This window comes from Kribbella sp. NPDC051936 (assembly GCF_040680955.1).
In the GTDB taxonomy this organism is placed as follows: Bacteria; Actinomycetota; Actinomycetes; order Propionibacteriales; family Kribbellaceae; genus Kribbella.
In genome coordinates, this window is sequence record NZ_JBFAXS010000004.1 from 331,178 (window position 1) to 355,971 (window position 24,794).

At 68.5% G+C, this 24,794-nt stretch carries 19 protein-coding genes and 1 tRNA gene; 14 read left to right on the top strand and 6 right to left on the bottom strand.

The genetic code is table 11. The annotated features are described in order from the left end of the window. Positions 1-8: 8 nt before the first annotated feature. A complete protein-coding gene (locus AB0L64_RS15560; RefSeq protein WP_363710786.1) occupies positions 9-755 on the bottom strand; it encodes a phosphotransferase in 747 nt (248 codons plus the stop codon). A 331-nt stretch (positions 756-1,086) separates the two neighbouring features. Here AB0L64_RS15560 and gltB point away from each other — a divergent pair, with 331 nt between their 5' ends. The 4 genes from gltB (at position 1,087) to pyk (ending at position 10,267) form a co-directional block, all read left to right on the top strand. Then, the gene (gene gltB / locus AB0L64_RS15565; RefSeq protein ID WP_363710787.1) at positions 1,087-5,610 is read left to right on the top strand and encodes a glutamate synthase large subunit; all 4,524 of its coding nucleotides are present in this window, start codon (positions 1,087-1,089) and stop codon (positions 5,608-5,610) included. Next, a complete protein-coding gene (locus AB0L64_RS15570; protein ID WP_363710788.1) occupies positions 5,610-7,076 on the top strand; it encodes a glutamate synthase subunit beta in 1,467 nt (488 codons plus the stop codon). The genes gltB and AB0L64_RS15570 overlap by 1 nt, the downstream gene beginning before the upstream one ends. A gap of 86 nt (positions 7,077-7,162) precedes the next feature. Continuing rightward, positions 7,163-8,716 (top strand): metallophosphoesterase, encoded by a 1,554-nt coding sequence (locus tag AB0L64_RS15575; protein WP_363710789.1) that lies wholly within the window; start codon positions 7,163-7,165, stop codon positions 8,714-8,716. Between the two features lie 99 nt (positions 8,717-8,815). After that, positions 8,816-10,267, top strand: a complete 1,452-nt coding sequence (gene pyk, locus AB0L64_RS15580; RefSeq protein ID WP_363710790.1) for a pyruvate kinase — start codon at positions 8,816-8,818, stop codon at positions 10,265-10,267. Between the two features lie 244 nt (positions 10,268-10,511). Here the strand turns inward: pyk and AB0L64_RS15585 are convergent, their stop codons facing one another. Together AB0L64_RS15585 and AB0L64_RS15590 are read right to left on the bottom strand one after the other, a co-directional pair. Continuing rightward, the gene (locus AB0L64_RS15585; RefSeq protein WP_363710791.1) at positions 10,512-11,261 is read right to left on the bottom strand and encodes a helix-turn-helix domain-containing protein; all 750 of its coding nucleotides are present in this window, start codon (positions 11,259-11,261) and stop codon (positions 10,512-10,514) included. 35 nt (positions 11,262-11,296) lie between these two features. Further along, a tRNA-Leu gene (locus tag AB0L64_RS15590) sits at positions 11,297-11,371 on the bottom strand. 146 nt (positions 11,372-11,517) lie between these two features. Here AB0L64_RS15590 and AB0L64_RS15595 point away from each other — a divergent pair. The 7 genes from AB0L64_RS15595 to AB0L64_RS15625 all read left to right on the top strand — a co-directional run bounded on the left by AB0L64_RS15595 (position 11,518) and on the right by AB0L64_RS15625 (position 19,076). Next, positions 11,518-12,231, top strand: coding sequence for a transcriptional regulator (locus tag AB0L64_RS15595; protein WP_363710792.1), 714 nt, complete (start codon positions 11,518-11,520; stop codon positions 12,229-12,231). Positions 12,232-12,246: 15 nt separating this feature from the next. After that, positions 12,247-12,834 (top strand): response regulator, encoded by a 588-nt coding sequence (locus AB0L64_RS15600; protein ID WP_363710793.1) that lies wholly within the window; start codon positions 12,247-12,249, stop codon positions 12,832-12,834. 337 nt (positions 12,835-13,171) lie between these two features. Then, the gene (locus AB0L64_RS15605; protein WP_363710794.1) at positions 13,172-14,413 is read left to right on the top strand and encodes a branched-chain amino acid ABC transporter substrate-binding protein; all 1,242 of its coding nucleotides are present in this window, start codon (positions 13,172-13,174) and stop codon (positions 14,411-14,413) included. A gap of 85 nt (positions 14,414-14,498) precedes the next feature. Continuing rightward, positions 14,499-15,815, top strand: coding sequence for a branched-chain amino acid ABC transporter permease (locus AB0L64_RS15610; RefSeq protein ID WP_363710795.1), 1,317 nt, complete (start codon positions 14,499-14,501; stop codon positions 15,813-15,815). Next, on the top strand, positions 15,812-17,527 hold the full coding sequence (locus AB0L64_RS15615; protein WP_363710796.1) for a branched-chain amino acid ABC transporter permease: 1,716 nt from the start codon (positions 15,812-15,814) through the stop codon (positions 17,525-17,527). The genes AB0L64_RS15610 and AB0L64_RS15615 overlap by 4 nt, the downstream gene beginning before the upstream one ends. Next, a complete protein-coding gene (locus AB0L64_RS15620) occupies positions 17,524-18,360 on the top strand; it encodes an ABC transporter ATP-binding protein (protein ID WP_363710797.1) in 837 nt (278 codons plus the stop codon). The genes AB0L64_RS15615 and AB0L64_RS15620 overlap by 4 nt, the downstream gene beginning before the upstream one ends. Then, positions 18,360-19,076 (top strand): ABC transporter ATP-binding protein, encoded by a 717-nt coding sequence (locus AB0L64_RS15625; RefSeq protein WP_363710798.1) that lies wholly within the window; start codon positions 18,360-18,362, stop codon positions 19,074-19,076. Before AB0L64_RS15620 ends, AB0L64_RS15625 begins: the two co-directional genes overlap by 1 nt. A gap of 27 nt (positions 19,077-19,103) precedes the next feature. On the opposite strand, the gene AB0L64_RS15630 is transcribed toward AB0L64_RS15625, so the two are convergent. After that, positions 19,104-19,844 (bottom strand): DUF554 domain-containing protein, encoded by a 741-nt coding sequence (locus AB0L64_RS15630; protein ID WP_363710799.1) that lies wholly within the window; start codon positions 19,842-19,844, stop codon positions 19,104-19,106. 124 nt (positions 19,845-19,968) lie between these two features. Here AB0L64_RS15630 and AB0L64_RS15635 point away from each other — a divergent pair, with 124 nt between their 5' ends. Continuing rightward, positions 19,969-20,559, top strand: coding sequence for a GNAT family N-acetyltransferase (locus tag AB0L64_RS15635; RefSeq protein ID WP_363710800.1), 591 nt, complete (start codon positions 19,969-19,971; stop codon positions 20,557-20,559). Here the strand turns inward: AB0L64_RS15635 and AB0L64_RS15640 are convergent. Continuing rightward, positions 20,522-20,941, bottom strand: a complete 420-nt coding sequence (locus AB0L64_RS15640; protein ID WP_363710801.1) for a hotdog fold thioesterase — start codon at positions 20,939-20,941, stop codon at positions 20,522-20,524. The genes AB0L64_RS15635 and AB0L64_RS15640 overlap by 38 nt on opposite strands. A gap of 74 nt (positions 20,942-21,015) precedes the next feature. On the opposite strand from AB0L64_RS15640, the gene polA reads away from it, so the two are divergent. Then, positions 21,016-23,718, top strand: a complete 2,703-nt coding sequence (gene polA, locus AB0L64_RS15645; protein ID WP_363711138.1) for a DNA polymerase I — start codon at positions 21,016-21,018, stop codon at positions 23,716-23,718. An 8-nt stretch (positions 23,719-23,726) separates the two neighbouring features. Here the strand turns inward: polA and AB0L64_RS15650 are convergent, their stop codons facing one another. Next, entirely contained in the window at positions 23,727-24,200 is a 474-nt protein-coding gene (locus tag AB0L64_RS15650) for an NUDIX domain-containing protein (RefSeq protein ID WP_363710802.1), read from the bottom strand. Between the two features lie 249 nt (positions 24,201-24,449). On the opposite strand from AB0L64_RS15650, the gene AB0L64_RS15655 reads away from it, so the two are divergent. Further along, the gene (locus AB0L64_RS15655) at positions 24,450-24,737 is read left to right on the top strand and encodes a hypothetical protein (protein ID WP_363710803.1); all 288 of its coding nucleotides are present in this window, start codon (positions 24,450-24,452) and stop codon (positions 24,735-24,737) included. The last annotated feature ends 57 nt before the right edge of the window (positions 24,738-24,794 follow it).

Sequence of the window (24,794 nt, forward strand, 5' to 3'; positions counted from 1 at the left end):
CAGGCGTTCTACGAAGCATGGCTGACCGCCTCGTCCACGATTCCCGACAGCCTGTCCAGCCGCTCGACGTGATCCCCAGGGATGGCCTGCCCCAGCGCCCACGCGGCCCGGGAAACACCGGTGAACCCCGCCACCAACACTGCGCCGCACCGCACGGCGCCGCGGTCGGCCGCCTCGCCGCCGTGCGCCGCCAGAAGGTCTTCGAGCGGCGCATCCGTGGCAAGGAGCAGGTACCCCAGATCGAAGCCGGCCGGCCCCAGGCCGAACTGCTCCCAGTCGATCGCGATCACGTCATCACCCTCCCGGCCGAGCAGGTTCACCGGATGAGCGTCACCGTGCGTCGGCACCCGAGGAAGCCTGTCGAGCACGGCCAGCGCCGACTCGCGGCGCATCCACAGCGCCTCGATCGCGGCCGACGCCAGTCCGGCGTGGGTCAGCGCCCGCCATCCGCCCCGTCCCTTCACGGTCGTGAGACGGTCCCGCAGGACGTCCAGGGCAGCCCACGCAGGCTCGGCCACGGAACACGCTCCGAACCGCCCGAGAGCCGCAGCCAAGGCCTCCGGAGCCCACGCGACCGGCGACGTGTACGCCGTCCGCAGCGTGATGCCGTCATCGTCCCGCTCGACGCCCAGGCAGGCGGGCGCGCGAAGTCCCGGCGTACCAGCGACCACACCGGATTCGGCGACGAGCGCCTGCCGCTCCCAGAAGGCGTGGTGGCGGGGATCGGCGACACCGGGGAGGAGGCGCTTCACCACCTGGCCGTCCGGTGTCCGCCAGACTCCGCCGGTCGCTTGTCCGGTGCCGGTTGTGAGCGGTTTCCAGTCGTTATCGGGCTGCCAGGGCACACCGAAGCTGTATCAGTCTCAGCAAGTGAATTTCAGGTGCTGTTGGTGGTTGCCGGAGCGGGTGGCTGGGAAGATGAGAGGCTAGTAGTGAGCGCTTGCTTACACAGGGTTAGTACGGCGTTTCGCGGTGGACACGAAGTCCAACTGGCGGGCGTCATGAGGTAGTCTCGGGACTCCCGGCTTGGGCCAGTGTTGTCCCGCGGCCAGTTGTTTTTGACCGTAGGACGACGGGAGCTCCTGAATGTATGGTCGCCCCCCATTCCCGAGCGAGGGTCTCTACGACGGACGGCACGAGCACGACGCTTGTGGTGTCGCCTTCGTCGCGACCCTGACCGGTGAACCGAGCCACGACATCGTGGCCAAGGCATTGACCGCCCTGCGGAACCTCGAGCATCGTGGCGCGTCCGGTGCGGAGCCCGATTCCGGTGACGGCGCCGGCATCCTGATCCAGGTCCCGGACGCCTTCTACCGCAAGGTGTGCGCGTTCGAGCTGCCGGCGCCGCACAGCTACGCGACCGGTATCGCGTTCCTGCCGGCCGAGGCCGACGACGCCGCGAAGGCAATCGCCCGGATCGAGGAGCTGGCGGCGGAGGAGCAGCTGACGGTGGTCGGCTGGCGGGACGTCCCGACCACGCCGGAGCTGCTCGGCGCGACCGCGCGCTCGGTGATGCCGACGTTCAAGCAGCTGTTCGTGACCGCGAAGGCGGGCCGCGTGCTCGGCCTGGCGCTGGAGCGGATGGCGTTCCGGCTGCGCAAGCGCGCCGAGAAGGAGACCGAGACCTACTTCCCGTCGCTGTCCGGCCGGACGATCACCTACAAGGGGATGCTGACCACCGACCAGCTGGACAAGTTCTTCCCCGAGCTGACCGACCCCGACCTCGCGTCCGCGATCGGCATCGTGCACAGCCGGTTCTCGACGAACACGTTCCCGTCCTGGCCGCTGGCGCACCCGTACCGGTACATCGCCCACAACGGTGAGATCAACACCGTCCAGGGCAACCGGAACTGGATGCGGGCCCGCGAGGCGCTCCTGTCCAGCGACCTGATCCCGGGCGACCTGGAGCAGCTCTACCCGATCTGTACGCCGGGAGCGTCCGACTCCGCGTCGTTCGACGAGGTCCTCGAACTGCTGCACCTCGGCGGCCGTTCGCTGCCGCACGCGATGCTGATGATGATTCCGGAGGCGTGGGAGAACGCCGCCACCATGGATCCGAGGCGGCGCGCGTTCTACGAGTTCCACTCGACGCTGATGGAGCCGTGGGACGGCCCGGCGTCGGTCGTCTTCTCCGACGGCACCAAGGTCGGCGCGGTCCTGGACCGCAACGGCCTGCGCCCCTCGCGCTACTGGGTGACCGACGACGGCCTCGTCGTCCTGGCCTCCGAGGCCGGTGTGCTGGACATCGACCCCGCCACCGTGACCGAGAAGGGCCGGCTCGAGCCCGGCCGGATCTTCCTGGTCGACGTCGACGCGCACCGGATCATCACCGACGCCGAGGTGAAGAACGCCCTCGCCGCCGAGAACCCGTACGACGAGTGGCTGCACGCGGGCCTGATCCGCTTCGAGGACCTGCACGAGCGCGAGCACGTCGTCCACAGCCACGCGTCGGTGACCCGGCGGCAGCAGGTCTTCGGGTACACCGAGGAGGAGCTGCGGGTCATCCTCACCCCGATGGCGAAGTCCGGCGCCGAGCCGATCGGCTCGATGGGTACCGACACGCCGATCGCGGTGCTGAGCGACCGTCCGCGGCTGCTGTTCGACTACTTCGCGCAGCTGTTCGCGCAGGTCACGAACCCGCCGCTGGACGCGATCCGCGAGGAGCTGGTGACCTCGCTGTCGTCCAGCCTCGGCCCGGAGTCGAACCTGCTGAACCCGAGCCCGGCGTCCTGCCGTCAGGTGGTGATCCCGTTCCCGGTGATCACCAATGACGAGCTGGCCAAGCTCCGGCACATCAACCTCGACGGCGACATGCCCGGCCTGGCCACCACGGTCCTGCGCGGTGTGTACGACGTGGAGGGCGGCGGCGACGCGCTGAAGGCACGGCTCGACGAGCTGTGCGCCGAGGCGAGCGCCGCGATCAACGACGGCGCCCGCATCCTGGTGCTGTCGGACCGGCACTCGAACGCCGACAGCGCGCCGATCCCGTCGCTGCTGCTCACCGCCGCGGTGCACCACCACCTGGTCCGGGAGAAGACCCGGACCCAGGTCGGCCTGGTCGTCGAGGCCGGTGACGTCCGCGAGGTGCACCACGTCGCGCTCCTGATGGGGTACGGCGCGGCCGCGATCAACCCGTACCTGGCGCTGGAGTCCGTCGAGGACCTGTGCCGCCAGGGGACGTACCTGCCCGGCGTCGAGCCCGAGCAGGCGATCCGCAATGTGGTGAAGTCGCTCGGCAAGGGCGTCCTCAAGGTGATGTCGAAGATGGGCGTCTCGACGGTCGCGTCGTACACCGGCGCCCAGATCTTCGAGGCGAACGGCTTGTCGCCGGAGCTCGTGGACCAGTACTTCACCGGTACGTCGTCGAAGCTCGGCGGCATCGGCCTGGACACGCTCGCCGAGGAGGTCCGGCGCCGCCACCTGCGCGCCTACCCGGCCGACGGCATCCTGCCGGCGCACCGCAAGCTGGAGATCGGCGGCGAGTACCAGTGGCGCCGTGAAGGCGAGCCGCACCTGTTCGACCCGGACACGGTCTTCCGGCTGCAGCACAGCACCCGCACCGGTCGGTACGACATCTTCAAGCAGTACACGTCGAAGGTCGACGAGCAGTCCGAGCGGCTGATGACGCTGCGCGGGCTGTTCGGGTTCAAGTCGGATCGCCAGCCGATCTCGATCGACGAGGTCGAGCCGGTGAGCGAGATCGTCAAGCGGTTCTCGACCGGTGCGATGAGCTACGGCTCGATCAGCGCCGAGGCGCACACCACGCTGGCGATCGCGATGAACCAGCTCGGCGGCAAGTCGAACACCGGTGAGGGCGGCGAGGACGCCGAGCGGCTGTACGACCCGGCCCGCCGGAGCTCGATCAAGCAGGTCGCCTCCGGCCGCTTCGGCGTCACCGCGGAGTACCTGACGAACTCCGACGACATCCAGATCAAGATGGCGCAGGGCGCGAAGCCCGGTGAGGGCGGGCAACTGCCCGGCCCGAAGGTGTACCCGTGGGTCGCCAGCACCCGGCACTCGACGCCGGGCGTCGGCCTGATCTCGCCGCCGCCGCACCACGACATCTACTCGATCGAGGATCTGGCGCAGCTGATCCACGACCTGAAGAACGCCAACCCGGCCGCCCGCATCCACGTGAAGCTGGTGTCCGAGGTCGGTGTCGGCACGATCGCCGCGGGCGTCTCCAAGGCGCACGCGGACGTCGTCCTGATCTCCGGCCACGACGGCGGGACGGGCGCGGCGCCGCTCACCTCGCTGAAGCATGCGGGCGGTCCCTGGGAGCTCGGCCTCGCCGAGACCCAGCAGACCCTGCTGCTGAACGGGCTGCGCGACCGTATCGTCGTCCAGACCGACGGCCAGCTGAAGACCGGCCGGGACGTCGTCATCGCCGCGCTGCTCGGCGCGGAGGAGTACGGCTTCGCGACCGCGCCGCTGGTGGTGTCGGGCTGCATCATGATGCGGGTCTGTCACCTGGACACCTGCCCGGTCGGCGTCGCCACCCAGAACCCGGTGCTCCGCGAGCGGTTCTCCGGCAAGCCGGAGTTCGTGGTGAACTTCTTCGAGTTCATCGCCGAGGAGGTCCGCGAGTACCTGGCGGAGCTCGGCTTCCGCACGCTGGACGAGGCGATCGGCCACGCCGAGGTCCTCGACATCGAGCGCGCGGTCGACCACTGGAAGGCCGACGGGCTCGACCTGACGCCGATCCTGCACGTCCCGGCGCTGCCCGAGGGCGCGTCGCGGCACCGGACCACCGAGCAGAACCACGGCTTGGACAAGGCGCTCGACAACGAGCTGATCCGGATCTGCGCCCCGGCGCTGGACAACGGCGAACCGGTCCGCGCACAGCTCGCGATCCGCAACGTCAACCGGACCGTCGGGACGATGCTCGGCCACGAGATCACCAAGCGGTACCGCGCGGCCGGCCTGGCCGACGGCACCATCGACCTGACCTTCACCGGGTCGGCCGGCAACTCGTTCGCCGCGTTCGTACCGCGCGGGGTCACCCTGCGCCTCGAGGGCGACGCCAACGACTACGTCGGCAAGGGCCTGTCCGGCGGCCGGGTCGTGATCCGGCCGGACCGGCACGCCCGGTTCGACGCCGCCGACCAGATCATCGCCGGCAACGTGATCGCGTACGGCGCGACGTCCGGCGAGCTGTTCATCAGCGGCGGCGCCGGCCAGCGGTTCTGCGTCCGGAACTCCGGCGCGACCGCGGTCGTCGAGGCGGTCGGCGACCACGCGTGCGAGTACATGACCGGCGGGCGCGTCGTCGTCCTGGGCGCCGTCGGCCGGAACTTCGCCGCGGGCATGTCGGGCGGCGTGGCCCACGTGCTCGACCTGGACCGTGCCCTGGTGAACCCGGAGCTGGTGGACCTGCTCCCGCTCACCGAGGACGAGTCCGACCTGTTGCACGACCTGGTCCGGCGGCACCACGAGGAGACCGGTTCGGAACGGGCGGCCAAGCTGCTCGCCGACTGGCCCGCCGCGGCCGCCAGGTTCACCACGGTGATGCCCCGCGACTACGCCCGGGTGCTGGCGGCCAAGGCGGCCGCCGAGCGCGACGGCCTGGACGAGGACGCCACCACGCGAGCGATGATGGAGGCCATCTGATGGCTGACCCCAAGGGATTCCTGACCACCGGGCGGGAGGTCGCCGACCGGCGGCCGGTCGCCGAGCGCGTGCAGGACTGGAAAGAGGTCTACCCCGGCGGGCCCGGCAAGGCGCTGCTGCCGATCATCACCAAGCAGGCCGGCCGCTGCATGGACTGCGGCATCCCGTTCTGCCACAACGGCTGCCCGCTGGGCAACCTGATCCCGGAGTGGAACGACCTGGTCTGGCGGGACGACTGGTCGAGCGCGATCGAGCGGTTGCACGCGACCAACAACTTCCCGGAGTTCACCGGCCGGCTCTGCCCGGCGCCGTGCGAGACAGCGTGCGTGCTCGGGATCAACCAGGACCCGGTGACGATCAAGAACGTCGAGGTCGCGATCATCGACAAGGCCTGGGAGACCGGTGACGTCAAGCCGCAGCCGCCGGAGTGGCTGACCGGCAAGACGATCGCCGTCGTCGGCTCCGGCCCGGCCGGCCTGGCTGCCGCGCAGCAGCTGACGCGCGCGGGTCACACGGTCGCGGTGTACGAGCGCGCCGACGCCCCCGGCGGCTTGCTGCGCTACGGCATCCCCGAGTTCAAGATGGAAAAGGAACAGGTCGACCGCCGCATCCAGCAGATGAAGGAGGAGGGCACGGTCTTCCGCTCCGGCGTCAACGTCGGCGTGGACGTCACGGGCACCCAGCTGAAGCAGCGGTACGACGCCGTGGTGATCGCGACCGGGTCCACCGCAGCCCGCGACCTGCCGGTGCCGGGCCGTGAGCACGGCGGCATCCACCAGGCGATGGAGTACCTGCCGCAGGCGAACCGGGTCGCGCTCGGCCAGAACGTCGAGGACCAGATCGTTGCGACCGGCAAGGACGTGGTGATCATCGGCGGCGGCGACACCGGCGCCGACTGCCTCGGTACGGCGCACCGCCAGGGGGCCCGCTCGGTCACCCAGCTGGAGATCATGCCGCGGCCGTCCGACGACCGCCCTGGGCACCAGCCCTGGCCGACGTACCCGATGATCTACCGGGTCGCCTCCGCCCACGAGGAGGGCGGCGACCGGGTGTACGCCGTCTCCACGGTGAACTTCGAGGCCGATGCCGCCGGCAACGTCTCCGGGCTGAACCTGGTCGAGGTGGAGTTCAAGGACGGCCGGTTCGCGCCGGTCGAGGGCACCGAGAAGCACATCCCGGCGCAGCTGGTGCTGCTCGCGATGGGCTTCGTCGGACCGGAGCGCGAGGGCTTCCTCGACCAGCTCGGCGTCGAGCTCGACGAGCGCGGCAACGTGAAGCGGGACAAGAACTACCACACGTCGGTCGAGGGGGTCTTCGCCTGCGGTGACGCCGGCCGCGGCCAGTCCCTGATCGTCTGGGCGATCGCCGAGGGCCGCTCGTGCGCCAACGGCGTCGACACCCACCTCACCGGCTCGTCCACCCTGCCCACCCCCATCCCGCCCACCGCCCGCCCGCTGGCGGTCTGACCGTCCTTGGGCACCGGCCAACCATGAAACACCCCGCGATCTGGTTGGTCGGTGCTCAAAGTGGTGAGGGTCGATAGGTTGGAAGTGTGGCAACGCGCCTGGTGACGAAGGCCCGGCTCCGCGCGATCGCGCCGTGGGCCACCCTCGTCGTGCTCTGGCTGGTCACCTCGGTGACGATCGGCCTGGTTGCGTTCGCCAACGACTCCGAGCGCGTCACGATCGGTGCGCACGCGGCGACCGTCTCGCCGACCTTCGACGGGCATGCGACCGTGGACCTCGGCGCCGTCCTGCCGCGGCTGCGGATCGCCAGCAACAACCCGCTCGGGCTCGGGGTGAACGTCGACGTCCAGGAGACCGACGCCGCCAACCTCACCGACCTGATCAACCGCGACGCCCTGATCGCGGCCCAGCCCGACGGTGAGGTCGGGCGGATCCAGCAGGTGGTCCAGGAGATGGCCGTCGACGACGCCCTGGCCGGGGCCGGTTCCGGTCTGCTGGTGGTCGTCGTGGTGGCGACCGTCTGGGCGATGATCGGCGCCCGCCGCCGCCAGGAGCTGTGGCACCTCGTCCACCGTCACGAGCGCCGGCTCGAGCACCGGGCGATCGTCGTCCTGGTCGCGATGCTGATCACGATCGCCTCGATCTTCGGCCCCGGACGGATGCGGCCCGTCGACGTACCGCCGACCGAGTGGAAGCCGCTGGCCGACCTGCTGCCGGAGATCCCGCTCGACGAGCAGTTGCAGGGCGTCGAGGTCGCCTCCGGGTTCTCCACCACGGGCGGCGTCGGCGTGATCCGGACCGCGGTCGAGACGTACCAGCGGTCGTCGCGGTTCTACGGTCAGCTGAAGGACTCGGTGGCCGATGTCGCCACCCAGATCCACCAGCCCGCCGAAGGGCAGAAGGTCGCACTGCAGGTCAACGACCGGCACGACAACATCGGCATCGACGGCTTCGCGGCCGAGGTGGCGAAGGCCGGCGGGGCGAAGATCCTCATCGACGCCGGTGACGACACGTCGTCCGGCCAGGGCTGGGAAGTCTTCAGCATCCACTCGCTGCGGCAGCACTTCAAGGACTTCAAGGTCGTCGCGGTGGCCGGCAACCACGACGCCGGCGGCCACATCGAGGACGCCATGCGCAAGAACGGGTTCACCGTGCTCGACAGCAAGCCGGTCGAGGTGGAGGGGATCCGGTTCCTGGGCGACAGCGACCCGACCAAGACCGGGCTCGGGAGCGCGGACAGTCCCGGCGACGAGACCATCGAGCACCAGTCCGAGCGGCTGGCGGACATCGCCTGCGACCAGGCCGAGAACAAGCGGATCTCGACATTCGTGATCCACGACCCGGCGTCCGGCGCCGACACCGCCGCCCGCGGGTGCGCGCGACTGGTGCTGTCCGGCCATCTGCACCGGCAGGTGGGGCCGGAGAGCCGGGTGGTCGACGGGCGGTCTGTGACGACGTACACGAACGGGACGACCGGGGGAGCGGCGTACGCCTTCGCGCTGGGGTACACGCTGCGCCGGCCAGGGCAGGTCACGCTGATCACCTACGACAAGGAAGGGCAGCCGATCGGCCTGCAGAGCGTCACGGCCGAGCTGACCGGGGCGATCACTGTCGGGGCCTACACCCCCTTGCCTTCTTGACGATTCAGGCACTGCCGCCGGTTGTCTTCTACTGTTAACTGTCCAGTAACGGGGGCGGACCAGCAGGCCCAGTGGTTTGCAGGAGTAGGGTTTTGTGACGTGCGTCGCGCAAAGATCGTTTGTACGCTCGGCCCGGCTACGGCCGCCCCGGAGCGCATCACGGAACTCGTCCAAGCAGGCATGGACGTCGCAAGGCTCAACCTGAGCCATGGTGCCCATGCCGAGCATGAGCGCATCTACCAGCGGATCCGCACCGCTGCGGCGGAGACCGGGAGCAACGTCGGCATCCTGGTCGACCTGCAGGGCCCGAAGATCCGGCTGGCCGAGTTCGCCGAGGGCAAGGCAACGCTCACCTACGGCGAGCGCTTCACGATCACCACCCGGGAGGTGCCCGGCGACCAGACCATCTGCGGTACGACGTACGACGGTCTGCCGGGGGACGTGAAGCCGGGCGACCAGCTGCTGATCGACGACGGCCGGATCGCCCTGGTCGCCGAGGAGGTCACCGAGACCGACGTGGTGTGCCGGGTCACCGTCGGCGGGCCGGTCTCCAACCACAAGGGCATCAACCTGCCCGGCGTCTCGGTCAGCGTGCCCGCGCTGTCCGAGAAGGACGCCGAGGACCTGCGCTGGGCGCTGCACCTGCCTGCCGACATGATCGCGCTGTCGTTCGTCCGGGACGCGGCCGACATCCAGCTGGTGCACAAGATCATGGACGAGGAGGGTCTGCGGATCCCGGTCGTCGCCAAGATCGAGAAGCCGCAGGCGGTCGCGAACCTCGACGAGATCATCGAGGCGTTCGACGGGTTCATGGTGGCCCGCGGCGACCTCGGCGTGGAGCTGCCGCTCGAGGACGTCCCGCTGGTCCAGAAGCTGATCATCGACCAGGCGCGGCTGAACGCGAAGCCGGTGATCGTAGCGACCCAGATGCTGGAGTCGATGATCTCGGCGCCGCGGCCGACCCGCGCCGAGGCCTCCGACGTCGCCAACGCCGTACTGGACGGCGCCGACGCGGTCATGCTGTCCGGCGAGACCAGCGTCGGGCGCTTCCCGATCGAGACCGTCAAGACGATGGCCCGGATCGTCGAGGCCACCGAGGAGCAGGGCCTCGGCCGGGTCCACGAGATCGAGTGGGAGCCGAAGACCAAGGGCGGCGTGATCGCCCGCGCGGCCGCGGACGTCGCCGAGCGGCTGGACGCGAAGTACCTGATCGCGTTCACCCAGTCCGGCGACACCGCCCTCCGCCTGGCCCGCTACCGCACCGAGGTCCCGCTGCTCGCCTTCACCCCGGTCCCGTCGGTCAGCTCCTGGCTGAGCGTGGTGTGGGGCATCGAGACCCACATCGTCCCGACCGTCGACCACACCGACGAAATGGTCCGCCAGGTCGACCAGCGCCTCCTGGAACTCGGCAAACTCAGCAAGGGCGACCTGGTCGTCATCGTCGCCGGCTCCCCACCCAGCATCCCCGGCTCCACCAACGCCCTCCGAGTCCACCGCATGGGCGACGCCATCGAAGGAATCGCCCCCGCCTACCGCAACCCCAACCCATAACCACCGGGGTTGGCGGGTAAGAACACAGAAGAAGAGCAGTGGTTGAGGCGGACGGTCAGCTGACCGTCCGCCTCAACCACGTTCAAGCCAAAGAACAAAGAGCAGTCTGGGAGTGGCTGGGTAGTCGCGGGTCTGCTGTGGGGTGGGGGAAGGGAAGAGTCTGAGGAGTGGCCGGGGCTGCCTGAAGGTGCGCGGGGGAGCACACGCCATGACAGACGTCTGGGGAGATCCGAGGGGGCCGAGCTCAGGACTTTGGGCCGATGAAGGTGTCGAGGCAGGTGACGGCTTCTCGGCGGGCTACGGAGAGGGCGTTGGGGCGGGGCATGCGCCAGGGGATGGTGAGCAGGTCGAGTGCCCACTGACAGATACGCATGATGTCGGAGGATTCGTTGGAGAACATGTAGCGCGGATATTCGTACCGCTTCAGTCGGCCGGCGACCGTTCGCGTGGTCCAGTTGGCTACGCGGCAGCCGTCGGAGTTGAACAGGCCGCGGAGGAAGAGTCCGGGGTACTGGGCAACGATTTCCTGCTGCCAGTCGGTGAGGGTGATCGCACGGCGGTGCTTCGGTCCGGGGCCGTGCTGCGGGAACAGGCACGGCCAGTGCTTCCAGTACGAAGCAACCGCCGTGTATCCAACCGCCTGCACCCGATGGACCGGGCGACTCGGGTGCACAGCTCGTACGACGGTTTCGGCCTCGTCGATCAGCCGCGGGTACGCATCGTCGCACGCGATCCGCAGGGCAAACACATCCCGCCGATGCCGCGACAGGCAGCCGTCGCCCAGATACAGACCCAGCAGATGTGAGTACGACGGATTGTCGAGCGATCCACTCCCACACCGCGGGCACCCGCTCGGCCGCGCCGGACGCTCCCCGCGATCCCGCCACTCACGCAGCGCCGCCCGACTGATCCCCAGCCGCTTGCTGATCGAGTTCAGACTCTCCCCAGCACCGATCGCCGCCAGCGCGACAGCCCGAATCCGCTCGTCGTACATGAATCGAGCTTCGCGGACGTGGCCGACATTTTCGGTGCCCTGGGTGGGACTCGAACCCACACTGTGCGGGTTTTGAATCCGCTCCCTCTGCCAAATTGGGGTACCAGGGCTGGCTGCGAGAAGCCTAGCGCACACGGGCGATAGGTCGTGAATCCTGTTCACCCGGAACTGTCGGTGCTCTGGCGGAGCATGAGGCATGGGTCACTTCAGGTCGCGGGAGACGGTTGAGTCGGCGTTGCGGATGTCTGATGCCGGCGTGCCTGATCGTGTGAACGCGGAGATCCATGACGTCGCTCTGCGCACCATTCGGGCCTGGCGGCGGCGGTATCAGAAGGAAGGGCGGACCCGCGTCGGCGGCGGGTACCCGGCGACGCCTTGTCCTCGGTGTGACGAGGCCGATTTGGACGAGGCGGCGTATGCGTTGCTCCTGGGGTGGTACCTGGGGGACGGGTCGATCGCACGGGCCAGGCGCGATGTGTTCACGCTGCAGATCGTCAACGATGCGTGGTACGGCGATCTGAACCAGGAGATCGCGGAGACCATCAAGCGGGTCAAGCCGAACGCCAGTCCCTGTCTGCGTGGCGGGGGTGGGGCGATCAGGGTCGAGGCGCGGTGGAAGCACTGGCCCTGTGTGTTCCCGCAGCACGGGCCTGGGCGGAAGCACCTGCGGAAGATCGAGCTTGCCGACTGGCAGCGGGAGATTGTTGCCACGTACCCCGATCAGCTGGTGCGCGGGTTGTTTCACTCGGACGGGTGCCGGTTCGTCAACTGGGCGAGCAAGCCGGACGGTAGGCGGTACTACTACGTGCGGTCCATGTTCTCCAACGAGTCCGCGGACATTCGGAAGATTCTGACGGACGCGCTGGATCTGTTGGGGATCGCTTGGCGGCAGCCGCGGCGGAACGTGATCGCTGTGAGTCGGAAGGAGGCTGTTGCTGTGCTGGATGGGTTCGTGGGGGCTAAGTCGTGAGGGGGGATCGATAAGGTGTCGGGTGTGACTGCTAAGCGTGTGGTGATCGCTGAGGACGAGGCTCTGATTCGGATGGATCTGGCTGAGATGCTCGCGGAAGAGGGGTATGACGTCGTCGGGCAGGCGGGGGACGGCGAGGAGGCTGTTCGGCTGGCGGTCGAGCAGCGGCCGGATCTGGTGATTCTCGACGTGAAGATGCCGAAGCTGGACGGGCTGAGTGCGGCGGAGAAGATCGCGGGGGAGCGGATCGCGCCGGTGCTGATGCTGACCGCGTTCTCGCAGCGGGAGCTGGTCGAGCGGGCGCGGGACGCCGGCGCGATGGCGTACCTGGTGAAGCCGTTCTCCAAGGCCGACCTGCTGCCCGCGATCGAGATCGCCGCGTCGCGGTACGTCGAGCTCGCCGAGCTGGAGCGGGAGGTCGCGGACCTGGCCGAGCGGCTGGAGACGCGCAAGCTGGTGGATCGCGCGAAGTCGATCCTGCAGACCAAGTTCGGGTTGTCGGAGCCGGATTCGTTCCGGTGGATCCAGAAAACCGCGATGGACAAGCGGGTCTCGATGCGTCAGGTCGCCGAGCTGGTCGTCAACGAAGCCGGCGATTCCTGATCGGGCAGCCGCCGCTGCCTTCGGTGAGGAAATTACGTCATCTGTCTGCATTTCGGGTGTGTCGTAACCGTCTGCTGAACGCCGGCGGGCATTCGTGACGAACCGTGGCCGTCGGCTCGGCGGCCGAGAGTGATTCTCACCGAGCACAGCCATTCGCTGACGCTATGTCACCGCCGAACCCCGTCGGACAGTAATCAGGTCAACGGACGATGCTTACCGGGGTAACGACCTCACAACACAGCCGATGCGCTGTTCGCTTGGAACCATCGCGGGGTCTAACCTGCCGGTGCTCGTGGCAAATGCGCGAGAGTCCCGGATTCGCTGGGACTATCCAGACATGGGAGGAACAGTGCACCAGCGTTCCGTAGTACGGGTCGGCGCGTCGCTGATCGTTGCGTCGTTGGCCCTGACTGCCTGCGGCTCACGCAGTGGCAACGACTCTGGGGGGAACTCCGGAGGCTCGACCAAGACCGCGAAGATCGGCGTCATCGCGCCGCTGTCCGGAGACTTGTCCGCCCTGGGTCTGGGTATCCAGCACTCCGTCGAGCTGGCCGTGAAGCAGGCCAACGACTCCAACGCGATCCCGGGCTGGAAGCTCGAGGTGGACGCGAAGGACGACGAGGCCAAGACCGAGCCGGGCAAGAACGCCGCCACGGCCCTGGCCAGCGACAAGGACGTGATCGGCGTGGTCGGCACGCTGAACACCAGCGTCAGCCAGCAGGTCCAGCCGGTGCTCGCGCCGAAGAACATCGTCCAGGTCTCGCCGGCCAACACCGGCCCGGGCCTGACCCAGGGCGCGAAGTGGCAGACGGACCCGAAGCGTCCGTACCCGACCTACTTCCGCACCTGCACGACGGACGCCGTCCAGGGTCCGTTCGCGGCGCGGTACCTGTACGAGACCGCGAAGATCACCAAGGTCGCCACGATCCACGACAAGAAGGCGTACGGCCAGGGCCTGGTCGGCACCTTCACCGAGGAGTTCAAGAAGCTCGGTGGTCAGGTCGTCACGGCGCAGACCATCAACCCGGACGACTCGAACTACCAGGCCGTCATCTCCGCGGTGAAGCCGTCCAACCCGCAGGCCGTCTACTACGGCGGTGAGTACCCGAACGCGGGTCCGCTGTCGCAGCAGATGAAGGCCGCCGGCCTGAACGTCCCGCTGATGGGCGGCGACGGCATCTTCGACCCGAAGTACATCACGCTGGCCGGCAAGACCAGCGACGGTGACCTGGCCACCTCGGTCGGTGCTCCGGTCGACAGCCTCGAGTCGGCGAAGAAGTTCGTCTCGGACTACAACGCGCAGAACTACAAGGAGCCGTACGCCGCGTACGGCGGCTACTCCTACGACGCCGCGAACGCCATCATCGAGGCGCTGAAGACGTCGCTGAAGGACGCCAAGGACGTCGAGTCCGCCCGGCAGGCGACGGTCGATGCCATGAGCAAGGTCTCCTTCGACGGTGTGACCGGCAAGGTCGCCTTCGACCAGTACGGCGACACCACGTCCAAGGTGCTCACCGTCTACAAGGTTGCCGGCGGCAAGTGGGCCACCGTGGAGACCAAGGACTTCGAGAGCAAGTAAGCAGAGTCGACCTCATGTCTCGGGGGTGGGAGCGATCCTCCCACCCCCGTGGCGTGTCATAAACCGAGGCAGATGGGAGGTCGACGTGGACCAGTTCTTGCAGCAGCTCGTCAACGGGTTGACCTTGGGCTCGCTGTACGCCCTGATCGCGGTCGGGTACACCGTCGTGTACGGCATCGTGCAGCTCATCAACTTCGCCCACGGCGAGGTGTTCATGATCGGTGCGTTCGGCGCACTGACGACGTATCTGTTGTTCTTCAACGGTGATACCAGCGTCTGGATCCTGCCGGTGATGATCGTCGGCGCCATGATCGCGTCCGTCGGCACCGCGGTGGCCATGGAACGTGTCGCGTACCGTCCCCTGCGGAACGCGCCACGACTCGCACCGCTGATCACGGCGATCGGTATCTCCGTGTTCCTGCAGGAGTTCGTCCGGCTGTTCTACGACCAGCCCGAGTGGACGGTCGTGGTGCTCACGGGTCTGGCGATCGGCGTCGGTTACCTGATCGGCGGGCGGGTGGCCAAGATCGACCTGAACCACCCGGTCTCCAAGTGGTTCGACCGCGCTCCGCTGCTCGGCGCCGCCGGCGGTGCTGTCGCGGTGTGGATCGCCGTACGGCTGGTCGACCCCGACCTGAACGCTCTGCTGATCATCGGGGTGATCGTGCTCGGCGCCCTGGTCGGTACCGGGATCGGATGGCTGGCCGGTGCGGCCGTACGCCGTCGCGCCCGGAGCCAGACGCCGGTACCGGCGATCGCTGCTGCCGCTGCCGGCGGGGTCGTGATCGCGGAAGTCAGCTGGGTGCTCTACGCGAAGCTGATCAGCAACGTCGACTGGCCGAGCGCCAAGCTGCGCATCCCCTTCCCGCAGATCGATGTGGTGACCGGCACGGCCCTGCAGGTCGGCGGTGTGACCATCCAGCGGTCCGCGATCTTCACGATCGGGGCGCTCGCGGTCTGTTCCGTGCTGCTCTGGTTCTTCGTCAACCGGACCCGGATGGGCCGCGGTATGCAGGCCGTGTCGCAGGACCCGGACACCGCGCGGCTGATGGGGATCAACGTCGACCGGATCATCGTGGTCGCGTTCGCCCTCGGTGCGGTGCTGGCGGCGATCGCCGGTGTCTCGCAGGGGCTGCAGAACACCAACATCGAGTTCCGGATGGGCTTCCTGGCCGGTCTGAAGGCGTTCACCGCCGCGGTGCTCGGCGGTATCGGCAACATCTTCGGTGCCGTCGTCGGTGGTCTGGTGCTCGGCGTCATCGAGGCGATGGCCACCCAGTACATCCCCGGCCAGTTCGGCGGTAGTACCTGGAAGGACGTGTGGGCCTTCGTCATCCTGATCCTGGTTCTGGTGTTCAGGCCGCAGGGCCTGCTGGGCGCGAGGGTGGTGGACCGCGCATGACCGACGTACAGGCTCCTGTCGACGACGTCGCCGAAGCGCCGGTGGCGAAGCCGGGCAAGCCGATCGCGTGGCCGCTGGGCCTGGTCGGCGTGGCGCTGGTGATCGTCGGATCGTTCCTGTCGTGGAGCTACGACGGGTCGATCCTGAACGACCTCTCGATCAACTTCTACCCGGGCGGCCTGCAGATCCTCGCGATCATCGTCGCCGTGCTCTCGCTGGTGCTGCTGCTGGCGGAGCGGGGGCCGCTGACCAAGCTGGGCTCCTGGCTGGACGCGACGCTCGGCCTGCGGGCCTTCGGCGTCGGCCTCACGCTGTACATGGTGCTGGTGATCGTCGCGATCTCGGTGGAGTCCGACGGCCTGATCAACGTCAACCCCGGTGCGTACGTGACGCTCGTCGGTGCCGCGCTGATCGCCGTGTCGGCGTACCTGCTGCCGTTGCACCAGTTGCGGGACATGAGCCACGCGCGCCTGCCGGATTGGCTGGAGATCTTCCTGATCTCCGCGATGATGGCGGTGGTGCTCTTCCTCGCGGCGTACGCGCTCGGGCTGGGTGACGCGTGGTCGTTCATCCTGTGCCTGGTGTTCGTCGCGACCGGCGCGACCGGGCTGTTCCGGACCGGTGCGATGACGTTCATGTCGCACGCCGGGCAGCGGCACCGCAAGGTGCTCACGCTGGCGGCGTTCGCGGCGGCGTTCCTGTTCCCGTTCACGCAGAACGGCTCGGACGCGAACATGTCGATCGCGGGCTCGGTGCTGGTCTTCAGCGCGACCGCGATGGGCCTGAACATCGTGGTCGGCCTGGCCGGTCTGCTGGACCTCGGGTACATCGCGTTCCTGGGCTCCGGTGCGTACGTCGCCGCGACGCTGTCGACGTCGGCGTTCGCGACCATCGGCTGGAAACCGCCGTTCCTGCTGGTGATGCTGATCGGCGCCGGTGTGGCGGCTCTGCTGGGCCTGATCATCGGGTCGCCGACACTGCGGGTCTCGGGTGACTACCTGGCCATCGTGACGCTCGGGTTCGGTGAGATCTTCCGGTTCTCGATGTTCAACCTGGACGGCAACAACGGCCCGAACCTGACCAACGGGCCGAACGGCATCCCCGGCATCCCGGACCTGGAACTGTTCGGGTTCAACTTCGGCGACGCACACACGGTCGCCGGCATCGAGCTCGGCCGGTTCTCGAACTACTACTTCCTGCTGCTGCTCCTGCTCGGCTTCGTCATCCTGACGTTCGCCCGGCTGAACAACAGCCGGATCGGGCGTGGCTGGGTGGCGATCCGGGAGGACGAGAAGGCCGCCGAGGCGATGGGCGTGAACGTCTTCGGGCTGAAGCTGCTCGCGTTCGCGGTCGGCGCCTTCCTGGCCGGTCTGGCCGGCACCATCAAGGCCCACCAGGACGGCGCGGTCAGTCCGGACCAGTTCATCTTCCTGGAGTCGGCGTTCCTGCTCGCCGCGATCGTGCTCGGCGGTATGGGCACCATCGCCGGTGTGCTGCTCGGTGCGACGATCCTGAAGCTGCTGCCGGAGAAGCTGCGGTTCTTCTCGGAGTACCGGCTGTTCCTGTTCGGCATCCTGCTGGTGCTGATGATGCGGTTCCGTCCCGAGGGCCTGGTGGCGAGCAAGCGGCGCCAGCTCGAGTTCCACGAGGAGGACGAGGCGTTGGCCGTCGAGGTCGAAGAGGAACGGCTCGCTGTCGAGGAGGCGAAATGACGGTGACCGACACCCAGAACACGGCCGAGCGTTCGATCGGCGCCCCGGTTCTGGAGGCCTCCGGCGTGACCATGCGGTTCGGTGGTCTGCTGGCGGTGAACGACGTCAACCTGACGGTGCGCGAAGGGGAGATCGTCGGCCTGATCGGTCCGAACGGGGCCGGCAAGACGACGTTCTTCAACTGCCTCACCGGCCTCTACAAGCCGACCAGCGGGCAGGTCCGGTTCTCCGGTACGCCGTTGCCGCCGAAGCCCCGGGCCGTGGTCCGGGCCGGGATGGCGCGGACGTTCCAGAACATCCGGCTGTTCGCGAACATGACCGCGCTGGAGAACGTGATGGTCGGGCGCTACTGCCGGACCAGCTCGGGCGCGATCACCTCGGTGCTGCACGGCCCGAAGTTCCGCCGCGAGGAGGCAGCCTCCCGGGCCCGGGCCCAGGAGCTGCTCGACTTCGTCGGTCTCGGCCGGTTCACCGAGCACCTGGCCCGGAACATGCCGTACGGCGACCAGCGCCGGCTCGAGATCGCGCGGGCGCTGGCCACCGACCCGAAGCTCATCCTGCTGGACGAGCCGACGGCCGGTATGAACCCGCAGGAGACCCGGCAGGCCAGTGACCTGATCTTCAAGATCCGGGACTCCGGCCTGTCGGTCGTGGTGATCGAGCACGACATGCGGTTCATCTTCAACCTCTGCGACCGGGTGCTCTGCCTGGTCCAGGGGCAGACCCTGATCGAGGGCACGCCCGACGAGGTGCAGTCCGACCCGCGGGTGATCGAGGCCTACATCGGCACCGGCGAGGACGAAGAGGACGAGGTACCCGGAGAGGAGGTCTGATGGCCGCGATGCTCGAGGTCAAGGACCTGGAAGTTGCCTACGGCAAGATCCGGGCCGTGAAGAAGATCAGCTTCAGCGTGGAGCAGGGGCAGGTGGTGTCGCTGATCGGCACCAACGGCGCCGGCAAGACCACCACGCTGAAGACGATCTCCGGCCTGCTCCGGCCGACCGGCGGCGAGATCTGGTTCCAGGGCGAGCGGATCGACCACGTGGCGGCGCACGACATCGTCACCCGGGGTCTGGCGCACTCGCCCGAGGGCCGGCGGATCTTCCCGCGGCTGTCGGTCGAGGAGAACCTGATGCTCGGTGCGTTCTCCCGCAAGGACCCGGGCGGTGTGCGGGGCGACCTGCAGGCGGCGTACGACCTCTTCCCGATCCTGGGGGAGCGGCGCAAGCAGCCGGCCGGGACCTTCTCCGGCGGTGAGCAGCAGATGCTGGCGATGGGCCGGGCGATGATGAGCCGGCCGAAGCTGCTGATGCTGGACGAGCCGTCGATGGGTCTGTCGCCGATCATGATGAAGCGGATCATGACCACGGTGACCGAGCTGCAGCAGCAGGGCACGACGATCCTGCTGGTCGAGCAGAACGCCCAGGCTGCGCTCAAGCGGGCCGACTACGGGTACGTGCTCGAGGTCGGGAAGATCGTGCTGTCCGGCACCGGCCGGGACCTGCTGGTGAACGACTCGGTCCGCAAGGCCTACCTGGGCGAGGACTGACCCGGGACCGGCACAGGCGTTGCTGGTTCAGTTGCGGATGACAACGAGCAGCTGAACCAGCAACGGCGCGACGAGCAGCGCGGGCAGCAGGTCGGCCACGGCGACCTGCTTGAGCTTCAGAAGTCTGAGCGCGACACCGATGAGCATCACGCCGCCGGTCGCGCCGAGCGCGGTCACATGGGCGTCGGGCAGAACATCGCCGAGGATCGCCCCGACCGCGGTCATCGATCCCTGGACCACCAGGACGACCAGCGCGGACGCCGCCACGCCCCAGCCGAACGACGCGGCGAAGGCGATCGACGCGAAGCCGTCCAGCACCGCCTTCAGGAACAACTGGTCGGCGCCGCGGCCGAGCCCGTCGGACAACGAGCCGAGGAACGTGAGCGGGCCGACGCAGAACACCATCGAGGCGGACACGAACCCCTCGACGAAGGTGCTGCGGCCCTCGCCGCGGTCGAACCGGCGCTGCAGCCAGCCGCCGAAGTCCTCCAGCCGCTGCTCGATCCGCAGCAGCGAACCGATGATCCCGCCGATCAGCATCGCGCCGAGCACGATCAGGATCGGCGCGCTGGCGCCGACGGCGTCGCTGAGCACGTCGTCGCTCACCGTCAGTGCCCCGCTGATCGCGATCAGGAGCGTGACCAGTCCCAGCGCGTCGGTGACGAGGTCGCGGGTGCGGTGACTGAGGCGGTGCCCGACGAGTACGCCGAGTACCGAGCCGACGAGCACCGTCGCGACGTTCACGACGGTCCCGATTCCGATGAACAAACTGGTCTCCAGACCGCTGTTGTCAGCTTTGCATGTGACCCCCGAGGGCCTACTGTTGCGCGAGGACGAGCGTATCGGCCCGTCTGTTCACCTCGGGGGTGGACCGGATCGGGAGGTCGCTGTGGTGGCTGCCGTCGAGGTGAGGGATGCCCGTGCGGGCGATGCCGCCGCCCTGGTGGCGATGTGGCGTGAGCTCAGCACCGCCGCGGGTCTGCCGTCCCGGCTCCCGGCGCCGCCGTCGGAGGCCGCCGCCGAGGTTGCCGTCAGCAAGCACCTGGACGATCCGTTCGGCCGGCTGCTGGTCGGCGAGCTGGACGGCCAGGTGCACGCGATGGCCTACCTGCGCCGTACCGCGATCAGCCCGCTGCACGACGACACCACGGTCACGATCGAGTACCTGCACGTCAGCGACTCGGCCCGCCGGCACGGCCTGGGCAAGGCGCTGATCGCGGAGGCGGTCGCCTGGGCCGAGCACGAGAGCTGCCTGCACCTGGCCGTGGTGGCGCCCGCGATCGCGCGCGAGGCGAACCGGTTCCTGGCCCGGCTCGGGCTCGGGCAGGCCGGCGTACTGCGGTTCGCGAACACGCACACCGTGCGCCGCCGGCTCAACGCCGAGCACGCACCGAACCTGCTCGCCCTGCTGTCGTCGCGACGCTCGGCGATCGCCCGCCGCGCGGTCAGCTCCCGGGCGGAGCCTGAATCAGCTGGCAAGTGATCCGGGCGGTGCAGACGCGCTTGTCCCGCTCGTCGGTGACGATCACCTCGTACGACGTCGTCGTCCGGCCGAGGTAGATCGGGGTCGCGACGCCGGTGACGACCCCGTCGCGGACCGCGCGGTGGTGGGTCGCGTTGATGTCCACACCGACCGCGACCTTGCCGTACGTCGCCGCATGCAGGGCGGAGCCGATCGAGCCGAGGCTCTCGGCGAGGACACAGGACGCGCCGCCGTGCAGCAGTCCGTACGGCTGGGTGTTGCCCTTCACCGGCATGGTGGCGACGACCCGCTCCGCGGTCGCCTCGGCGACGACGATTCCCATCGTCTGCAGGAGGGTGCCCTCCAGGTTCATGCCCGGCCCGAGGTTCGATTCATCTGTCACGGAAGCAGTGTGTCAGAACTGTCCCCGGGAGCCACTAGAGTCGGTATGTGGCTGCAGAGACGGATACGACGACGATGACCAAGGATTCCGCGACCCCGGGCGCCGGGCGACCGCGGATCCTGCTGCTGGACGGGCACTCGCTGGCCTACCGGGCGTTCTACGCGCTCCCGGTGGAGAACTTCTCCACCACCACGGGCCAGCACACCAACGCGGTGTACGGGTTCACCTCGATGCTGATCAACATGCTCCGCGACGAGCAGCCCACGCACGTCTGCGTCGCGTTCGACGTCTCCCGCAAGACCTTCCGCACCGAGCAGTACGCGGAGTACAAGGCCGGCCGGTCGAAGTCGCCGGACGAGTTCAGCGGCCAGATCTCGCTGGTCAAGGAGGTGCTGGAGGCGCTCCGGATCCCGACCACCGAGATCGACGGCTGGGAGGCCGACGACATCATCGCGACGCTCGCCACCCAGGCCTCCGAGCAGGGTTTCGAGGTGCTGATCAGCAGCGGTGACCGGGACTCGTTCCAGCTGGTCAACGAGAACGTCACGGTGCTGTACCCGAAGCGCGGCGTGTCCGAGATCGCCCGGATGGACCCGGCCGCGATCGAGGAGAAGTACGGCGTCGGCCCCCGGCTGTATCCGGATCTCGCCGCGCTGGTGGGGGAGCAGAGCGACAACCTCCCGGGCGTGCCCGGTGTCGGGCCGAAGACGGCCGCCAAGTGGCTGAACCAGTTCGGCTCGCTGAACGACGTGGTCGACCGGGTGAACGAGATCAAGGGCAAGGCCGGCGAGTCGCTGCGTGAGCACCTCGCCGACGTGATCCGGAACCGGCAGATCAACGAGCTGGTCCGCGACCTCACCCTGGATGTCGCGGTCGACGACCTGGCCCGGGTGCCGTGGGACCGGGAGAAGGTGCACACGCTGTTCGACAGCCTGGAGTTCCGGGTGCTGCGCGAGCGGCTGGTCGCCGAGCACGAGGAGGTCGACGCGACCGTCGACCACGGTTTCGAGCTGGACGGTGCGCAGCTGAAGCCGGGCGAGGTGGGCGCCTGGCTCAAGGAGCACGTCAGCGGCGGCGAGCGCGTCGGCGTCGCGGTGCAGGGCAGCTGGGGCGGCGGCACCGGTCAGATCACCGGGCTGGCGCTGGCGAACGCGTCCGGTGCGGCGGCCTGGTTCGACCCGACCACGATGACGCCGGACGACGACTCGGCGTGGCAGGCCTGGCTGGCCGACGAGAAGCAGCCGAAGGCGCTGCACGACGTGAAGGGCCCGCTGCTCGGTTTCCTGGAGCGCGGCTGGACGCTGGCCGGCCTCAGCTCGGACACCCAGCTGAGCGCGTATCTCGTCCGTCCGGACCAGCGGGCCTACGATCTGGCCGACCTGACGGTGCGTTACCTCAAGCGCGAGCTGCGCAACGAGGAGGCGGAGAACGGTCAGCTCAGCTTCGACGACGTCGAGGGCGGTCCGGCCGCGGACCACACGATGCTGCGGGCGCGCGCGATCGCGGACCTCGCCGACACCCTGGACGTCGAGCTCGAGAAGCAGGCCGGTACGGCGCTGCTCGCGGACGTCGAGCTGCCGCTGATCCAGGTCATCGCCGGGATGGAGCGCGACGGCATCGCGGTCGACCGGCCGTACCTGGAGGAGCTCGAGGACCGGTTCGCCACCGGCGTCCGGGAGGCGGCCACGGCGGCGTACGAGGTGATCGGCAAGGAGATCAACCTCGGGTCGCCGAAGCAGTTGCAGGTGGTGCTGTTCGACGAGCTGCAGATGCCGAAGACCAAGCGCACCAAGACCGGCTACACCACCGATGCCGACTCGCTGCAGGCGCTGTTCGAGAAGACCGAGCATCCCTTCCTGGCGTACCTGCTGGCGCACCGGGACGCGACCCGGCTGCGGCAGACGGTCGAGGGGCTGCTGAAGACGATCAGCCCGCGCGACGGCCGGATTCACACGACGTTCAACCAGACCATCGCGGCGACCGGGCGGCTGAGCTCCACCGAGCCGAACCTGCAGAACATCCCGATCCGCACCGAGGAGGGCCGCCGGATCCGGCAGGCGTTCGTGGTCGGCGAGGGCTACGAGTCGCTGATGTCGGCGGACTACAGCCAGATCGAGATGCGGATCATGGCGCACGTCTCGCAGGACCAGGGCCTGATCGACGCGTTCAACTCCGGGATGGACTTCCACTCGGTGACCGCGTCCCGGGTGTTCTCGGTCGAGCCCGGTGACGTCACCCAGGAGCAGCGCGCGAAGATCAAGGCGATGAACTACGGCCTCGCGTACGGCCTGTCGGCGTACGGGCTGAGCCAGCAGCTGAAGATCGGCGTCGACGAGGCCAAGGGCCTGATGGACGAGTACTTCGAGGGCTTCGGCGGGGTCCGGGACTACCTGCGGTCGATCGTGATCGACGCCGGCAAGACCGGGTACACCGAGACGATCCTGGGCCGCCGGCGCTACCTGCCGGACCTGACCAGCGACAACCGCCAGCGCCGGGAGATGGCCGAGCGGATGGCGCTGAACGCCCCGATCCAGGGGTCGGCCGCCGACGTCATCAAGATGGCGATGCTGAAGGTCGACCGCTCACTGCGCGAGTCCGGCCTGAAGTCACGGATGCTGCTCCAGGTCCACGACGAACTGGTCTTCGAGATCGCCCCGGGCGAGCGCGAGTCCCTGGAAGAGCTCGTCCGCCACGACATGGGCCATGCCGTCGACATGGCCGTCCCCCTCGACGTCTCGGTAGGCATCGGCCGCACCTGGCACGAAGCCGCCCACTAGGCCGCCTCCTACGACGTGGCGTAGACCGGGGCCGGGTCGGGGGAGAGGGCGTTCTTGATGCAGGTCTGTTCGCGGTCGGGTAGGTCTGGGAGGGCGTTGAGGGGCCACCAGCGGACCTCGAGGGACTCGTCGTCGTTGACGCGGGGGGCGCCGCTGATCGGGCGGCAGCGGAAGCAGAGGTCGAGGAACTGGACCTGGTCGCCGTTGGGGTAGCTGCTGGGGGGCAGTGACTCGATGCTGACCAGGCGTTCGACGACGGCCTGGACCGCGGTTTCCTCCTGGATCTCGCGGACCAGCCCGGTCGCCGGTTGTTCGCCGGGCTCGAGGATTCCGGCGACCAGGGCCCAGCGTCCGGTGTCGGCCCGCCGGACCAGGAGGACCTCGTCGGCGTCGTTCAGCACCACCCCGGTGATCCCGGTCAGCCACAGCAGGTCGTGCCCGATCTTCTCGCGCAGCTCGCGGATGAACTTCGGCGTCGGCATGCCCAGCACCCTACCCAGGCCGGTCCGGGGACCTTTCTTCAGCGCAAGGAATTTGGGTGACCGCGCGCAAGCGGTAACCGCTTGCCGCGCAAGATACGAACAGTGATCAGTCGATCTCTTTCAGTGGCGGCGAGCTCTTCCGTAGTGTCCTGATCTATGTCATTCTCCCGGGCAAAGATCCGAGATCCTATTGGATATCCGTATCGGATCTCGTATCGACCTCGTTCCGACCAGCCGCCAGGAGGAACCATGCCGAACGACGACGCGCGCAAGGGACTCAGCCGTCGATCACTCATCGCGGGGGCGATCGGACTGACCGCGGCGACAGCCGGCGGCGGTCTGCTCAGCGGGTGCAGCGGCTCGAGCAGTGCGAGCAGCGGCACCAGCGCCGCCGGGCAGGCCGCGCCCAGCGTCACCCTCGGCCCGAAGCTGACGACCGTGCAGTACCCGGAGGGGTACGTCGGTCCGGTCGCCCGCGAGCTCAAGCCGATCTCCTCGGAGAAGGTCACGTCAAGATCGTCGTACCGCAGGACGTGACGATCGGCGACTGGCGGACCAACGCGTTCACGAAGTGGCTCGAGCAGAAGACCAACA

Coding starts and splice junctions, on each gene's coding strand:
- gltB (WP_363710787.1), top strand. CDS start 1,087: ATGTATGGTCGCCCCCCATTCCCGAGCGAGGGTCTCTACGACGGACGG.
- AB0L64_RS15570 (WP_363710788.1), top strand. CDS start 5,610: ATGGCTGACCCCAAGGGATTCCTGACCACCGGGCGGGAGGTCGCCGAC.
- AB0L64_RS15585 (WP_363710791.1), bottom strand. CDS start 11,261: ATGTACGACGAGCGGATTCGGGCTGTCGCGCTGGCGGCGATCGGTGCT.
- AB0L64_RS15605 (WP_363710794.1), top strand. CDS start 13,172: ATGGGAGGAACAGTGCACCAGCGTTCCGTAGTACGGGTCGGCGCGTCG.
- AB0L64_RS15615 (WP_363710796.1), top strand. CDS start 15,812: ATGACCGACGTACAGGCTCCTGTCGACGACGTCGCCGAAGCGCCGGTG.
- AB0L64_RS15620 (WP_363710797.1), top strand. CDS start 17,524: ATGACGGTGACCGACACCCAGAACACGGCCGAGCGTTCGATCGGCGCC.
- AB0L64_RS15625 (WP_363710798.1), top strand. CDS start 18,360: ATGGCCGCGATGCTCGAGGTCAAGGACCTGGAAGTTGCCTACGGCAAG.
- polA (WP_363711138.1), top strand. CDS start 21,016: ATGACCAAGGATTCCGCGACCCCGGGCGCCGGGCGACCGCGGATCCTG.
- AB0L64_RS15650 (WP_363710802.1), bottom strand. CDS start 24,200: ATGCCGACGCCGAAGTTCATCCGCGAGCTGCGCGAGAAGATCGGGCAC.
- AB0L64_RS15655 (WP_363710803.1), top strand. CDS start 24,450: ATGCCGAACGACGACGCGCGCAAGGGACTCAGCCGTCGATCACTCATC.